This is a genomic window from Pseudomonas fluorescens (assembly GCF_902497875.1).
GTDB lineage: Bacteria > Pseudomonadota > Gammaproteobacteria > Pseudomonadales > Pseudomonadaceae > Aquipseudomonas > Aquipseudomonas fluorescens_BR.
The window spans coordinates 1-15402 of record NZ_CABVHY010000051.1; the positions used below are offsets into that span (position 1 = coordinate 1).

General features: G+C 57.1%; 13 protein-coding genes and 2 pseudogenes. 8 read left to right on the forward strand and 7 right to left on the reverse strand.

The annotated features are described in order from the left end of the window. Nucleotides 1–571, reverse strand: a 571-nt coding sequence (locus tag F8N85_RS31570; protein ID WP_150807349.1) for a hypothetical protein, incomplete at its 3' end; no start/stop codon positions are given. 348 nt (nucleotides 572–919) lie between these two features. Between F8N85_RS31570 and F8N85_RS31575 the strand changes: the two genes are divergently transcribed. Together F8N85_RS31575 and F8N85_RS31580 are read left to right on the forward strand one after the other, a co-directional pair. Further along, entirely contained in the window at nucleotides 920–2509 is a 1590-nt protein-coding gene (locus tag F8N85_RS31575; protein WP_150807350.1) for a family 20 glycosylhydrolase, read from the forward strand. 399 nt (nucleotides 2510–2908) lie between these two features. Next, complete coding sequence (locus F8N85_RS31580) at nucleotides 2909–3280, forward strand: DUF6124 family protein (protein WP_150807351.1); 372 nt, start codon at nucleotides 2909–2911, stop codon at nucleotides 3278–3280. Between the two features lie 193 nt (nucleotides 3281–3473). On the opposite strand, the gene F8N85_RS31585 is transcribed toward F8N85_RS31580, so the two are convergent. After that, complete coding sequence (locus tag F8N85_RS31585) at nucleotides 3474–3833, reverse strand: PilZ domain-containing protein (RefSeq protein WP_150807352.1); 360 nt, start codon at nucleotides 3831–3833, stop codon at nucleotides 3474–3476. A gap of 233 nt (nucleotides 3834–4066) precedes the next feature. Further along, entirely contained in the window at nucleotides 4067–4441 is a 375-nt protein-coding gene (locus F8N85_RS31590) for a tetratricopeptide repeat protein (RefSeq protein WP_150807353.1), read from the reverse strand. 173 nt (nucleotides 4442–4614) lie between these two features. Here F8N85_RS31590 and pyk point away from each other — a divergent pair, with 173 nt between their 5' ends. From pyk to F8N85_RS31605, 3 genes are all read left to right on the forward strand, one after another. Further along, entirely contained in the window at nucleotides 4615–6066 is a 1452-nt protein-coding gene (gene pyk / locus F8N85_RS31595) for a pyruvate kinase (RefSeq protein WP_150807354.1), read from the forward strand. A 536-nt stretch (nucleotides 6067–6602) separates the two neighbouring features. Continuing rightward, nucleotides 6603–7667, forward strand: a complete 1065-nt coding sequence (locus F8N85_RS31600) for a hypothetical protein (RefSeq protein ID WP_150807355.1) — start codon at nucleotides 6603–6605, stop codon at nucleotides 7665–7667. Nucleotides 7668–7710: 43 nt separating this feature from the next. Beyond that, nucleotides 7711–8463, forward strand: coding sequence for a TSUP family transporter (locus tag F8N85_RS31605; RefSeq protein ID WP_150807356.1), 753 nt, complete (start codon nucleotides 7711–7713; stop codon nucleotides 8461–8463). A gap of 118 nt (nucleotides 8464–8581) precedes the next feature. Here the strand turns inward: F8N85_RS31605 and F8N85_RS31610 are convergent, their stop codons facing one another. Next, nucleotides 8582–9331 carry an enoyl-CoA hydratase-related protein gene (locus F8N85_RS31610; protein WP_150807357.1) on the reverse strand — a complete coding sequence of 250 codons (750 nt, stop codon included), beginning with the start codon at nucleotides 9329–9331 and terminating at the stop codon, nucleotides 8582–8584. Nucleotides 9332–9359: 28 nt separating this feature from the next. Further along, nucleotides 9360–9528 (reverse strand): annotated as a pseudogene (locus F8N85_RS31615) (iron-sulfur-binding ferredoxin reductase); the annotation flags it as partial. Nucleotides 9529–9538: 10 nt separating this feature from the next. On the opposite strand from F8N85_RS31615, the pseudogene F8N85_RS35950 reads away from it, so the two are divergent. Both F8N85_RS35950 and F8N85_RS31620 read left to right on the forward strand, forming a co-directional pair. Further along, nucleotides 9539–9684: pseudogene (locus F8N85_RS35950) on the forward strand (hypothetical protein); the annotation flags it as partial. 253 nt (nucleotides 9685–9937) lie between these two features. Continuing rightward, complete coding sequence (locus tag F8N85_RS31620) at nucleotides 9938–11227, forward strand: hypothetical protein (RefSeq protein ID WP_150807358.1); 1290 nt, start codon at nucleotides 9938–9940, stop codon at nucleotides 11225–11227. Between the two features lie 76 nt (nucleotides 11228–11303). Here F8N85_RS31620 and F8N85_RS31625 read toward each other — a convergent pair whose 3' ends face one another. Together F8N85_RS31625 and F8N85_RS31630 are read right to left on the reverse strand one after the other, a co-directional pair. Continuing rightward, entirely contained in the window at nucleotides 11304–12239 is a 936-nt protein-coding gene (locus F8N85_RS31625; protein ID WP_150807359.1) for an iron-sulfur-binding ferredoxin reductase, read from the reverse strand. After that, a complete protein-coding gene (locus F8N85_RS31630; RefSeq protein WP_150807360.1) occupies nucleotides 12232–13338 on the reverse strand; it encodes a sensor domain-containing diguanylate cyclase in 1107 nt (368 codons plus the stop codon). Before F8N85_RS31630 ends, F8N85_RS31625 begins: the two co-directional genes overlap by 8 nt. Before the next feature lie 458 nt (nucleotides 13339–13796). Here F8N85_RS31630 and F8N85_RS31635 point away from each other — a divergent pair, with 458 nt between their 5' ends. After that, nucleotides 13797–15320, forward strand: coding sequence for a fumarate hydratase (locus F8N85_RS31635; protein ID WP_150807361.1), 1524 nt, complete (start codon nucleotides 13797–13799; stop codon nucleotides 15318–15320). Nucleotides 15321–15402 lie beyond the last annotated feature (82 nt).

The following is a 15402-nucleotide window of genomic DNA, read 5'->3' on the forward strand; positions in this document are numbered from 1 at the left end:
TGGCCTTGACGTGCTTGGTGCCAGCGTCCCAGACACGATTGTAAGTCCAGATGGTCCCGTTCACCGTGGCATCGGCCAACTTACTATTGTCCCAGTTCAATACATCAACAGCCGTCGCTCCTAGCGAACAGGTCCCCCTAATTTCCACATTCCCTATGGGATGCTTGCTCCCGTCTTGCGGCGCGCTAACAACTGGTGGGACTGGCTTAACACCGCCGGCCATCTTCAAATCACCTGAATACGCCCAATCACTCCAAGTATCCCAAAATGCCACGCGCTTGGCATAGTCGAGCCTGAAGTAGAAATCTGCTCCTGGCCGGATCAAATCCCTGGGCACATTAAACGCAATCGCCATTCCAGCGACTGGAGTCCCGCGGTACTCTCGGATTAAAGTGGGGCCATAAAAAAACTGTGCCCGCCATTTAGAGGCGGTCGGCACCGTCACTATTGCGTCAACAAGAAAACCGGGAGAAACGGTAGTGCCAGCTCCCGGACTAAAGATAAGGGGCGCAATCCACAAGAGTTGCGGGGGATCTTCATCCACATTCGTAATTACTTCGTCGTCAGCCATGATTTCAACGCTCCTTTCCTAACCCTACTGCAGTTTCAGTAGGCAATTTCTACTGGCAACCCAGAAGCAAAACCACCTGTAAAAACTGACAGTCTCGACGAACGGCATTCACTATCACTGCGACTTTATCCAACTTTTCAAGCTCCCCACCGACCACAACACTCTACATTGCTGCCTCCGCAAACCAGACGGGCGGTATCTTTTTTAGACGGCTTTTTGCCTCAACCTGTTATTTCTAACAGTAGCCAGCGTTGAACTTCAGGTCTTCAATGAGTCGCGAGAGCCTATCTCAGGTCGTGAGTCACACACCAGGATAGTCACGACATCACCTTATGGAGATCCGGATCAATGAACACGCCCATCCAACCTTCGGCCCCAGTACTTGGGCAGTTCAGTACCCATGATGAAAACGTGCACTTTCCCTGGTCCAGCATGAGCCCGGCGGTACGACATGCTCAATCCTCACTTCCTGGGGGCTCTAACTATGTGATCGTTGAGAGCACTCGCATCCACATTAGCGATCCGCAGCTCTATGATTTGGCAACGCGGCTTGCAGTAGGGTTCGCCGCCGCCGCCAACCTCAGCAAGACACCAGAGGTATTGATGGAAGGCGTTGTTTTCCCGGGTGATGTACTATTGCGACTCGAAGTACCCAACTTGTCTGATGTTGAAATCCCGCCCGCTGGCGTGGGCGAAGCGTACCGGATCAATATTGATAGCAACTTTCGCGCGATTTTCGTCATCGCTGCGACCAACGTAGCAATGGCCCGCGCATTAACGACTTTGCATAAAGCGGTCCAAGTCTCCGCCACTCTGGCTCCAGGGGAGGTGATAGATTCACCCGCCTACGCCGAGCGTTCGGTGATGATGGATGTGGGACGAAAGTATTACAGTCCGGTGTGGATGAAGAATCTGTTGCGTGAGATGGCCTGGAACCAGCTCAACACCCTTCATTTGCACCTCACCGACAATGAGGGTGTTCGGGTTATCTTTCCTTCTTTCCCGGACACCGCCAGCCCCGATGCCTGGAGCGCAGCGGAACTCAAGGACATTCTCGACACTGCCGCGTCCTATTACATCGAAGTCATTCCAGAGATTGAAACGCCTGGGCATATGGACTGGATGCTGCGCAACAGACCGGAGTTTCAACTTCGGCTCAGCAACAGTACGATTGTGTCAAAAGCACTCGATTTCAGCATCCCTGCCGCTCGCGATTTTCTCAAGACGATCATCCGAGAAACCCTCGATATGTTTCCACACAGCTGCCATTTCCATTTGGGGGCCGACGAGTATTTCCTCCATCCAATCGATCTGAAAAACACACCACAACTGGCTCAGTATGCGCGTGAAGAATCCGGAAAACCCGACGCGGACTCAGAAGATGCCGTGAGGTACTTCGTCAACGAGCTGGCGAAGCTCGTGCAGGAGAAAAGAAAAATTGCGCGGGTATGGAACGATGGCGCGGTGCGACGAAATCCAGCCATCGCTCTGGATAAAGAAACTGAAATCGAGTGCTGGAGCATCTGGGGGACAAAGCGTGGAGAGATGAACGTGCAAGAGTTGGTCGATAACAGATACAGGGTGAAAAACGCCCACGGAGACTACTACTTCATCATTCGTGCAAACTGGGACAATCTCAATCACCCCAAACACTCACCTCACGGTATCTATGATGACTGGCGAGCTAACCGGTTTATGGACAAGGCAGGTGAATCGTTTACGGTAATTACTCCCGAAAGTCGATGTATGGTGGGCGCAGGTATACAGGTCTGGGCAGACGAACCGGACTTCTGGCCGCCGGAGGAGGTTTGGCGGCAGCTGATTCAGTGGATATTGCCGCTGGGGCAGCGTACCTGGGATTCGCCGCACGCAGCCCCAACCTACGCAAAACTTTCGGACATTGCCCGCTCGGTTGCGCATCCGCCGTCTGCATTCTGAGGTTAAAAACTCAGGCATTAATAGCAGGGCCTGGCACTCAAGGTGTCTGGCTCTGGCTCAGAGGGCACGCCCTCTCGAGACTTAACGCGACTACACAACCTTGCGCCGCTGCCTACACATCCTCCAGAATCCCCCGGCTTGTGCGCCTGGGCACCACGCCACTAAGGTTCTCCTGTCGCTGCCCATCAGCGATCGGGTTTAGTAGCCCGTGGGTTGTCAGTCAAGGTGCATCAGCTCCACTCAGTCGGGGATTCCTATCCCTGCACTTGATGGTGGTTGTGCGCAGGGCGCTTCGGCGCGCCGGAATTGGCTGACTCCCCGGTCTACTAACCTGCGTACAGCCGCCACCCCTACGTTTAGTAGCGAGGTGGTTGCGGCTCACTCAAGGAGTTTCAGCCGATGTTCAAAGTAACCCCTAATCCACCCGAGACACCAAACGTTTCACCCTACGATTCCCTCGATCCGAAAAAGCTTCACGAGGCCGCCTACCGAGCCCTCGATCATTACCTGACCCCGCCACCGTCGGACAAGCCGCGCTTCAGCGACGAGCGTCCCAAGCAGATCTTCACCGTCGCCCCGAACATCAACCCCGAAGCCTTGATGGCCCATACCTACGAAACCTTATGCTCGGCCAGCACCCTGACCCTGGATTTGTCCGATGATCTGGAGGGGAAACAGCGCAACCTGGCCCTGGCGATTTACAGCCTGATGGAGTTGGGGGTGCTGCTGGTCGAGAAGGCGCTGGATCGCGAGCATTCGGTGAGGGTGTAGCTAAAGGCGGAGCAAGCACCCTGTGGCGAGGGGGCTTGCCCCCGTTCGGCTGCGAAGCAGTCGTAAAATCAGCTGATGCATTCTACTTGATTAAACGCGGTTGCCTGTTTTAGGACCGCTTCGCGACCCAGCGGGGCGATGCGGCGTTCCGACAAGCCCCCTCGCCACAAATGTCCTCCACCAGCCTTGAGAACTAGGCCGAAGCCGGCAACGGATAAAAGCTGAAGTACTGCCGCAACGCGCTGACCAGTTGCCCATATTCAGCCGGCGCCTGGAGCACGACGAAGCCCGCATCGTAGTGATGGGGGGTCGTGTCTTCATGGCACCACAGGCAAGTGGCGGTAAGGTCGATCACCTGCAGGCAGGTATCGCTGGCGGGGATTTTCAGGCGCAGCTGGAAGTCGGCGCCGATCATCATCGGCAACTGGCTGATCAGCATCAACCCGTCTTCGGAAACATTGCCCAGAAAGCCAATGGGTTTGTCGGTAAGACTGTTGAATACCCTTAAAAAGTACGGCAGTTGATGCCGCTCGATCCGGCGGTCGGTGTACATGCGAGGTATCACTCTAGAAGGCCATTAAGCATGACCGCACTAGTGCTTCGGAACGGGCCTGCGGTGGCAGGCTCACTCTCTCCGGTCACGGTGCGACAGTGGCTGTGCTGGCCCTGTCACCTACATCTGCCAATCCCGGATGATGCTGTCGTTCAGATAGAAGCTCCTGAAACGGCCTATCCAAATGTTAGCTGAATGCTCACCGTCGGCCAGTAATCAGAAGTCAAATGTCATCAGTAAGTGGCCGGCCTGGTCTGCGCGGCGCTGCGGGTTGGGTAATGCCCCAACGATTGCAGGGTTTCCAGCCGCGCGCGGGCGCGGAAGGCATATTCGCTGTACGGGTACTGGGTGATGATGAACTGGTAGGTCTGGGCCGCATCGATAAACCATTTCTGACGCTCGAGGCATAACCCGCGCATCATCGACACTTCCGGTTGCACATAGCGCCGCGAGCGGCTCTCGCGCTCGACCTTGGACAGTTCGAGCATCACCTGCTCGCAATTGCCCCGGTCATAAGCGTGGTAGGCGTTGTTCAAATGATGGTCCATCGACCAACGGGTACAGCCGACGGCACTGACGGCCAGCACAGCAATGAGCACGAATCGCATGAGGTTCTCCTGTCTTGTGCACTGTATCGGCCCGCCCGCGAGAATCTTCAAGAATGTTCGCTCAAGAAACAATCGAATAACAAGAAACAAACAAATAAGTAGTGCAACTGAACAATGACTACAACTCACGAGCATAGTAGCCTCTGCTTGCGCTTGAACTCAGGAGTCTCTGCATGTCCGTCCGTCGCACTAAAATCGTCGCTACCCTTGGCCCTGCCAGCAATTCGCCGGAAGTTCTTGAACAGCTGATTCTGGCTGGCCTGGACGTTGCTCGGCTGAACTTCTCCCACGGTACCCCGGACGAGCATAAAGCTCGCGCCAAGCTGGTGCGCGCGCTCGCCGCCAAGCACGGCCGCTTTGTCGCGCTGCTGGGTGACCTGCAGGGCCCGAAAATCCGTATCGCCAAATTTGCCAACAAGCGTATCGAGCTGAAAGTCGGTGACACCTTCACCTTCTCCACCAGCCATCCGCTGACCGAAGGCACCCAGGAAGTCGTCGGTATCGACTACCCGGACCTGGTCAAGGATTGCGGCGTCGGCGACGAACTGCTGCTCGATGACGGCCGCGTAGTCATGCGCGTCGACACCGCGACCGGTGACGCGCTGCATTGCACCGTGCTGATCGGTGGCCCACTGTCTGACCACAAAGGCATCAACCGCCGCGGCGGTGGCCTGACCGCTCCAGCCCTGACCGAAAAAGACAAGGCTGACATCAAGCTCGCCGCGGAAATGGAAGTCGATTACCTCGCCGTATCCTTCCCACGCGACGCCGCCGACATGGAATACGCCCGCCAACTGCGCGACGAAGCCGGCGGTACTGCCTGGCTGGTCGCGAAGATCGAGCGCGCCGAAGCCGTGGCCGACGACGAAACCCTCGACGGCCTGATCAAGGCCAGCGATGCGGTGATGGTTGCCCGTGGTGACCTCGGTGTAGAAATCGGCGACGCCGAGCTGGTGGGCATTCAGAAGAAGATCATTCTGCACGCACGCCGCCACAACAAAGCGGTGATCGTTGCGACCCAGATGATGGAGTCGATGATCCAGAACCCGATGCCGACCCGCGCCGAAGTGTCTGACGTAGCCAACGCCGTGCTCGACTACACCGACGCCGTGATGCTCTCGGCCGAAAGTGCCGCCGGTGCCTACCCGCTCGAAGCCGTCCAGGCCATGGCACGGATTTGCATCGGCGCTGAAAAGCACCCGACCAGCAAAACCTCCGGCCACCGCATCGGCCAGGTCTTCGAAAGCTGCGACCAGAGCATTGCCCTGGCGGCCATGTACACGGCCAACCACTTCCCGGGCGTGAAAGCGATCATCTCCCTGACCGAAAGTGGCTACACGCCGCTGATCATGTCGCGGATCCGCTCCTCCATCCCGATCTACGCGTTCTCCCCGCACCGCGAAACCCAGGCCCGCGCGGCCATGTTCCGCGGCGTCTACACCGTACCGTTCGACCCGGCATCGTTGCCGCCTGAGCAAGTCAGCCAGGCTGCGATCGACGAGTTGCTCAAACTCGGCGTGGTCGAGAAAGGCGACTGGGTGATCCTGACCAAGGGCGACAGCTACCACACCACCGGTGGCACCAACGGCATGAAGATCCTGCACGTTGGCGATCCGATGGTCTGAGATTCAGACCGCTGAAAAATCAAAGCCCCGCAGCTTATAACTTCGGGGCTTTTTTATTAAACGCACATTAACAATCCACACCCTACCCCTACAAATACACCCACAATTAGAACCTCGCCATCCGTATAAAAAATAAAACAACAAACTAATCAAATGATGAAAACCACAAACATTTCACCCTGCTAATTACATCCAACACCCACAATGCACAATAGCAATTCTAACTACCACTCACAGCCACCAAGCAAAATCCCCTTTATGAATACGACACCTCCGAAAGAACCGTAATCCTTTTCCAACCTAAAACTCTAGACATATTCGCACACACCAACACAGTTGCAATACATCAAATTTTATATATAAAGCTCGAGCCCCCAAGGTAATATTTCTACGCAAACACCGCCACTCTTGCTCTTTCGAACAATGACCCGTGCACGCCTCCCTGTCAGCGCATAACTTGTATAAGCCGCACATTTCTATTATCCAGGCCCTCCCAGCGACTTCAGTACAACAATAATATTTTCAGGAGTTCCCGCATGAAACAAAACACGCAATGTGAAAAGCCCATAGAAATCGAGGTACTTACATTCACGGACATGCAAGCCAAGTGGCTGGAATCCAGTGCGATTGAAATGGCCAGGGCTGGAGGTCCGCAGTCAGCCGGATCAACGTCAATCGCCGGCTGTTGCGCCGCCTGTATTGAAGCAAACTTCACCGCACAGCAAGCCCATGCATGCCATCTCTACGCCAGAGGGGGATTGTCGGCGTTAGTGTTCCAAGGCCTGCTTGCCCCAACTGACGATGTCCCACCCACAACGCTTCCCTCCCTCCACGAACTGGAGGAAGACTTTCACTGCATGCACCTGGCATCGCGCAATCAAATCCTTTTAAAACTCGTCCAGCACACTGCGTTTGCCTACGATATCGATAATAAAGGAAAGATTGTTCGGCTGGTCGGCAACTTTAAAGGCGGCGGCAAGGAAAAGCTCAGCCATGAAGACTGTGCACAGCGGATAGAGCTGAGTTCACATGCCGGGCTTCGCCTTGGCCCGCATACAGAGGCGCCTTATCATTGCTCGATAAACGCTGTTAATGGTCACTCTCCCGCACCCTCCGCACTCATCCTGACCGCGCGCTGGAATCCTGAAAACCAGCCGACGTGTGTCATACCCGCGGGCCAAGTCATCAGCAAAATCGGCGCCCTTTCAGCGCTGGCGCTGACCTCAAACTCGTTCAACTACTCACGCAGCGATTCCTTTATTACTGAAAAAGGTGAAGACGGGGTCGACGTATCCATTCTCTGTTTCGATGAAAACGGTTCATTTGCGTTGAGATACAACGCTTATCGCTTCTCCCTCAATGAACGCGCAAGCGACAGTGTAAAAGTTGCCTTTAGCCGATTCCGGGAAGAAATCGAGCACGCCGAAATGCTGAAGATTTCCTTGCAACCCACGACCGCCCTGCTCATTAACAACTGTCGAGCCTTACATTGCCGCGATGTCATTGAAGACAACCGGCGCTTGCTTGTTCGGCTGTTTGGTTATTCTCGGTTCGCCACCCCCATCGTCTTGAACAACGACCCTCTTTTAGTCCAGGGGTAGTTCCCCGGCCATGCGCCAATTCGAATAATAGTAGGGAGTTATCATGGGCGGTATTGATCTATCCATCCTCTTGAGCCTCACGGCTGTTGCAATGGTTGCCGGTTTTTTTGACGCTATCGCGGGCGGTGGCGGCCTGATTACCTTACCGGCCCTGCTGATTGCCGGTATCGACCCTCTCGCCGCGCTGGCGACCAACAAACTTCAGGCCGCTTCGGCGACGGTTTCAGCAACAGTAGCTTTTGCCCGAAAAGGCATTATCGAATGGCGTAGCGGTTGGCCAATGGCGGTTATGGCCCTGTGTGGAGGAGCCCTTGGCGCCTTATCAGTCAGCGTAGTGCCGCGTGCCGTATTAGAGGCAATAGTGCCCATTCTGTTGATAGCCGTCGCCATCTACTTCGCACTGACACCCAAACTCGACAATGACCAGAAGACAGCGAAAATCAGCCTTCTGGTTTTTTCGGTGACGATTGCACCTTTGGTGGGTTTCTATGACGGTGTCTTCGGACCGGGTGTGGGCTCGTTCTTCATGGTCGCGTTCGTCATTCTGATGGGCCAGGGCATTTTACGCGCCGTCTCGAACAGCAAACTGCTGAATGCCTCGAGCAACATTGGCGCGCTGATTGTTTTTTCCATCAAGGGCACCATCATTCTGCCGATTGCCCTGTGCATGGCGGCAGGAGCATTCATTGGCGCACAATTAGGTGCACGATGCGCGGTACGTTTCGGTCCGCGAATCATCAAGCCGCTGCTGATCATTGTGTGCTGCATCATGGCGGCCAAGTTACTGCTCAATTAAGGCAAACAGACGCAAAGTGGGTGGGGCTGATTGTCGGGCTTATACAGAAACTTGTGTGGGCATTGCTGACGTCTTCGCGTTCAAGCCCCCTCCCACAGTGTCCTTGTGGGAGACAGATTCAAACCCTGTTGAGAAACCCCAACAACGCCGCAATCGCCTCCGGCGAGCGCAGCCGCTGGGTGAACAAGGCTCCCTCTTCTTCTATCACCTTGCGCAGTTGTTCGCGGTCCGGCGCTTTCATCAGTTGTTTACTGATCTGCACTGCATCCGGTGCCAGTTGTTCAAAGCGCAAGGCCATCTCGCGAGCCTTGGCCAATGCGGCGGCGCCGTCGGGCAAGGCAGCAGTGGCGATGCCCCAGGCTGCAGCCTGTTCACCATTGAATCCTTCGCCGAGCAGCAACAATTCGGCGGCTTTGGCCTGCCCAAGCAAACGCGGCAGAATCAGGCTCGAACCGAACTCTGGACATAACCCGAGGTTGACGAACGGCATGCGCAAACGAGCATCGCTGCTGACATACACCAGATCGCAGTGCAGCAACAACGTCGTGCCAATCCCCACCGCGGCCCCGGCCACAGCGGCAATCACCGGTTTACGGCATTCGAGCAGGCTGCGCATGAAGCGGAACACCGGGCTCTCGAGGCTGCTCGGCGGCTGCTGGAGGAAGTCGGCGATGTCATTGCCGGCGGTGAAGCATTCGTTGCTGCCGGTGATCAGCACGGCGTTGATGTCAGGATCGCTATCGGCGTGTTCCAGGACCTCGGCCAGCTGGGTGTACATGGCGCGGGTCAGGGCGTTTTTCTTTTCCGGGCGGTTGAGGCGCAAGATCAGCAGCCCGCGTTCACGCTCCAGCAGTATGGCGTCAGTCATGGTAAGTCTCGCGAAGGATAATCAGCGCTCAACCACGGGGCAAGTATACGTCGGCCAGCAGTTGGTTGCGCGGCAGCCCCGCCAGGTACAGGCGTGACGCTGTCGGGGCTCCCGCAGGGTAAGGCCAGGGTTTGCCGGGAAACAAGCCGCAGTTGCGCCAAGGCCACCGGCAGTTCAGCCGCTGTCAGCAGTCCGATCTGCAGATGAGTCAGCCAGGCCGCGTTCGACGAATTACTGAAAATCGGCGCGGTCGAGAAAGGCGACTGGGTGATCCTGACCAAGGACGACAGCTACCACACCACGGTGGCACCGACGGCATGAAGATCCTGCATGTCGGCGATCCGATGGTCTGAGTTTCAGACAGCCGTAAAACAACAGCCCCGCCGCTTCTAAGGCGAGGCTTTTTCGTTTTGATCAAGTAAGAACAAGCCTGAGGCACGTTGCCACCTGTCAGTTCTGACAGTAGACAAACCGCCCGCCAAACTCGCTTAATCGACTTCGTCCCTTGCTATCGCCGTCATCAAGGCTTTTTTTTGTGCTTGGCTTTTGCGGCCCGTCATTGGCAGCAACTGACGGAAAACCAATTCTGGCTAAAGGAATAGAAAAATGACCACAGACAAAACGCTTCCACCCCGCGCCGCTGGTTATCTTGATCCTGGTTTCGGAGAGCAACACGACGGCAAGGTGATTCTGTCCTTCCCCAATGTTCGCGATACTTCAGGCGAGTGCATCGCCGAAGGCCCTGACGGCAGAATCTATGTTGGCGGAGCCGTCGACGCCGAAGTTAATGAACATATACACAAGGCAGGTCTTGCCTGCCTGCGGAATGATGGCACCCCAGACCCTGAGTTTGGCAGTAATGGATTTGTGATCGTGCCTTTCGCACCGACACAAGACGCACACGTGCGTCAGATCCTTTTTCTGAAGCACGAGGGAGAGGACAAAATACTTCTTTGCGGCGTGAACACGAAAAACAGCGAGAATCTGCTGGCGCGCCTTCATGCTGACGGGCGCCTGGATAAAAAATTCGGTGATAACGGCTGCCTGACGATCCAACTGCCTTCAACTCTTGTGGAAAGCCCTGGGCTGCCGCCAGCACAAGTGGTGACCGCAAGTGATAGCGGCTCAGGCCACTGCACGTTGGCCGATGGAAAAATCTATGTCGTCACGGAAATTTACATGCCGATCTGGATAGCCACGGTCGCAGTACTGATCCGGCTCAACAATGACGGCTCGCTTGATACCAGCTTCAACAATACCGGTTATGTAGCGGTTACCAATCAACATGGGGGCAATAGCATCATCAACGACGTTCTGGTGCAGAACGAAAAAATCACCGTGTGCGGAGCGCTTAACGGCAATGGCATGGTGGCTCGCCTCAAGGATGATGGCACTTTCGACGAAGAATTCGCCATCAAGGGGTTCGCGCTGCTCGCAGGGTCCGAGCTCACGTTCGAAAAGCTCACGCAGCATTCCGAGAAAGGTATTCTTGCTGCAGGTTGGGGGTCTTCTTACCAGGGCGTGCTGGCTTGCTTCACCGAGAACGGCCAACTCGAGCCAACATTCAACGGTGGCAAGGTATTGTTTCAATCCTTCGGAGAAAGAAGCAAAGTCCTGTTCTATGGTGTCGGACAGGCCCATGGAAAAACCATCGCCTCAGGGAGGTTAACGCAACCAGGCAATCGCCCCGAGTTCGTGGTGGCTCGTTACCTAAGTACTGGAATGCCGGATCTCGACTTTGGCAACGGAAAGGGTTGGAACTCTACCCGATTCGAAAAGCATTTCACTGTCGCTAATGCCATGGCCCTACAAAAGGATGGGAAGGTACTGGTCGTCGGCGATTCCACCTCCCTCAGCGAGGCGGCCCTCATCGCCCGCTTCCTGAACGACGCCTAGGAATAGACGCTCCCTGAAAAGGCAACTTTCGCCCGCCGCGACAACGCCATAAATCGACGCGAATGAACATCAGCGCTCAACCACGGGGCAGGTATACGTCGGCCAGCAGTTGGTTGCGCGGCAGCCCCGCCAGGTACAGGCGTCGGGCAAAGGCATCGACACTGTCGGGACTGCCGCAGAGTAAGGCCAGGGTTTGCCGGGAAACAAGCCGCAGTTGCGCCAGGACCACCGGCAGTTCGGCCGCTGTCAGCAGGTCGATCTGCAGGTTGGGATAGTTCGCCGCCAGCGCTGCCAGGGGTTTAGCCAGATAATGCTCATCCGCATCATGGGCCAGGTGAATGACCCGGATGAGGCCGTGGTGATCCTGACGCAATGCTTCGCGCAGTATGCCGAACAACGGCCCCAGGCCAGTACCGGCCGCCAGCAACCAGAGCGGTCGAGCCTGCCAGTCCGGATCGTAATGCAAAGCGCCGCCGCGCAGTTCGCCGAGGCGGATCGGGTCACCGATCTTGAACTGACGAGCCGCGTCGCTGAACTCACCGGATTGCCCACACTCCAGGTGGAACTCGAGAAAGCGGTCCTCTTCCGGCAAGCTGGCCAGTGAATACGGGCGTGCCACCTTGCCAGCCCACAACACCAGGTGTTGCCCGGCTTGATAACGCAGTGGCCGTTGCGGCTGCAAACGCAGGCGCAGAACGCTCGGGCTCAGCCAGTCGGCACCCACCACTTGTGCAGGTAAACCGTCGCACAAGGGGTCGAAGATTTCGATCTGCAAGTCCTCGACCACCTGACATTGACAGGCCAGGCGCCAACCGCATTGACGCTGTTCTACCGTCAGCGCATCCGGTTTGCTGTCACTCGGCTGGCCGCGCAGGCAGTGCACCAGGCACGCATGGCAACTGCCGGCCCGACAGCTGTAAGGGACCGCCACACCCGCCTGGTTCAAGGCATCGAGCAGATTGCTTCCCGCTGCCACCGACCACTGTCGTTCACCGACCCGTAATTCAGGCATCGACGTTTTCCCAGGCCGCCGCGCAACGGTTGCGCCCGTCACGCTTGGCCCGATAGAGCGCCTGGTCCGCGCGCTGCAAGGCGTCATCCAGATCATCGCCGAGCTCAAGCAACGTCATCCCCGCCGACAGGCTCAGGCCCTGCACGCTCAGGCCGATCAACTCGACATCAGTGAAGGCAACGCGCAGACGTTCGCAGCAGGAGGTCAGGCGCTCGGCATCACAATCGGGCAACAACACGACAAACTCCTCACCGCCGTAACGGGCCAGAACATCGCCGTCGCGCAGGCAGGCGCTGGCAACGGCGGCAAAGGCCTGCAACACCTGATCGCCCGCCGCATGCCCATGGATATCATTGATACGTTTGAAATGATCCAGATCGATCAGCGCCAGGCCGTGGATGACATCGGCGTCCATCGTGTGCAATTCACGAGTGGTCAGGCGCAGAAAATGCCGGCGATTGAACAGCCCGGTAAGTTCGTCGGTGGCTACCAGGTCTTCGAGCTGGCGCATCATCCCGCGCAGGGTGTCCTGGTGAGCCTGCAGGGCGAAGCGCCGTTGGCGCATGCGCTGACGTGAGGCCTGGACGTAGCTGGCATAAAGGCAGAGCCACACCAGCACGATAAACAGCACACAGACTTGTAACGCCGCCAGTGCCGGGTCGGCCAATTCGAAGCGGTAACCTTCCCAGAGATTGATCCCGGCGAAACCGAAAAAAACCAGCGCGGCACAGCGCACGAATACCCGCCGCGGCAAGTGAAACAGGCCGAACAACAGGATCAGTACATAGAACACCAGAAACGCGCCGCGGGCCGTGTCGAACTGGGCGATGAACCAGGTTTGCCAGGCCAGGCCCAGCACTACTTGCACTTCGGTCAGGCTGGGGTCGACGAAGCGCAGATTGCGTCCGCGGAGAAATATCCCGAGCAAGGCAAACTGGCTGAGGACCACCAGCACCGTGGCAATCACTGCGCTGCTCATCGGCGCGCGATAGTGATCGCCGAGAATGGCCAGCCACAGCAGCAGCAACGCCAACCCATAGGTGCCCGCCGCCAGGGTGAAGCGCTTGAGTAACAGACGTTGTATGGCTGTATGGGTCAATCTTTGACTCACCGTGCAAAAGGAGGCTGAACGGGTTTCCTACCCTACGAGCCACATACCACTTTAGTGGTGTGTCTGAAAAATGACTATTCAATTTTTGGATGGCCGGGTCTGACGTATTGCTGGCGGCGAATGGACCGACGCCAAGATCAAAAGATCGCAGCCTGCGGCAGCTCCTACCGGGGATCGGCGAACCGACGGATAAACGCGGTCGGCGTAGGAGCTGGCGAAGCCTGCGATCTTTTGTCAGACACCTCGGGATCCGCGTAGGGTGGTGATATGCGACCTTCGTTTATCCACCAGCGGGTGTGCCCAAGCCTTTGGCGGGTTATACTGCCGCGCCTTTTTAGCGTCGCGCCAGCATGCCCGGCGTGCCTTAAAAGGTGTTTTCAGTGACCAGATCCACCCGACTGAAGACACCTTATTAAATGTTCCCGTCTTATAGAGGAGCGCGACTCATGACCGTGATCAAGCAAGACGACCTGATTCAGAGCGTTGCTGACGCCCTGCAGTTCATTTCCTACTACCATCCCGTGGATTTCATCCAGGCCATGCACGAGGCCTACCTGCGTGAAGAGTCGCCGGCTGCCCGCGATTCCATGGCGCAGATCCTGATCAACTCACGGATGTGTGCCACCGGCCACCGGCCGATCTGCCAAGACACCGGCATCGTCACCGTATTCGTCCGCGTGGGCATGGACGTGCGCTGGGATGGCGCGACCATGGGCCTGGACGACATGATCAACGAAGGCGTGCGTCGCGCCTACAACTTGCCGGAAAACATCCTGCGTGCTTCGATCCTTGCCGACCCGGCAGGCGCTCGCAAGAACACCAAGGACAACACCCCGGCAGTGATCCACTACTCCATCGTTCCGGGTAACACCGTTGAAGTGGACGTAGCGGCCAAGGGTGGCGGCTCCGAGAACAAGTCGAAGATGGCCATGCTCAACCCGTCCGACTCGATCGTCGACTGGGTGCTCAAGACTGTCCCGACCATGGGTGCTGGCTGGTGCCCACCGGGCATGCTCGGCATCGGTATCGGCGGCACCGCCGAGAAAGCCGCGGTAATGGCCAAGGAAGTGTTGATGGAATCCATCGACATCCACGAGCTGAAAAAGCGCGGCCCGTCCAACCGTATCGAAGAGATGCGCCTGGAACTGTTCGAGAAGGTCAACCAACTGGGCATCGGCGCCCAGGGCCTCGGTGGCCTGACCACCGTCCTCGACGTGAAGATCATGGACTACCCGACCCACGCCGCCTCCCTGCCGGTGTGCATGATCCCGAACTGCGCGGCAACTCGTCACGCGCACTTCGTGCTCGACGGTTCCGGCCCGGCTTCGCTGGAAGCACCACCTTTGGACGCCTACCCGGAAATCGTCTGGGAAGCCGGCCCGTCGGCGCGTCGGGTCAACCTCGACACCCTGACCCCGGAAGACGTGCAGAGCTGGAAGCCGGGCGAAACCGTCCTGCTCAACGGCAAGATGCTCACCGGTCGCGACGCCGCGCACAAACGCATGGTCGAGATGCTGAACAAGGGTGAAACCTTGCCGGTCGACCTCAAGGGTCGCTTCATCTACTACGTCGGCCCGGTCGATCCGGTACGCGAAGAAGTGGTTGGCCCAGCCGGCCCGACTACCGCGACGCGGATGGACAAGTTCACCCGGCAGATTCTCGAGCAGACGGGCCTGTTGGGCATGATCGGCAAGTCCGAGCGCGGCCCGACCGCTATCGAAGCGATCAAGGACCACAAGGCCGTGTACCTGATGGCTGTTGGCGGCGCTGCCTATCTGGTAGCCCAGGCGATCAAGAAATCCCGCGTAGTGGCCTTCGCCGAACTGGGCATGGAAGCGATCTACGAGTTTGACGTCAAGGACATGCCGGTGACCGTTGCGGTGGATAGCAAGGGTGAGTCGGTACACATCACCGGTCCTGCCATCTGGCAGAAAAAGATCAGTGACAGCCTGGCGGTAGAAGTGCAGTAAGGGCTTCTTTTTCCAGACAAAAAGGCGGCAGGGGCAACTCTGCCGCCTTTTTTGTTGCCTGTCCGTTGAAGGATCGCCGTTC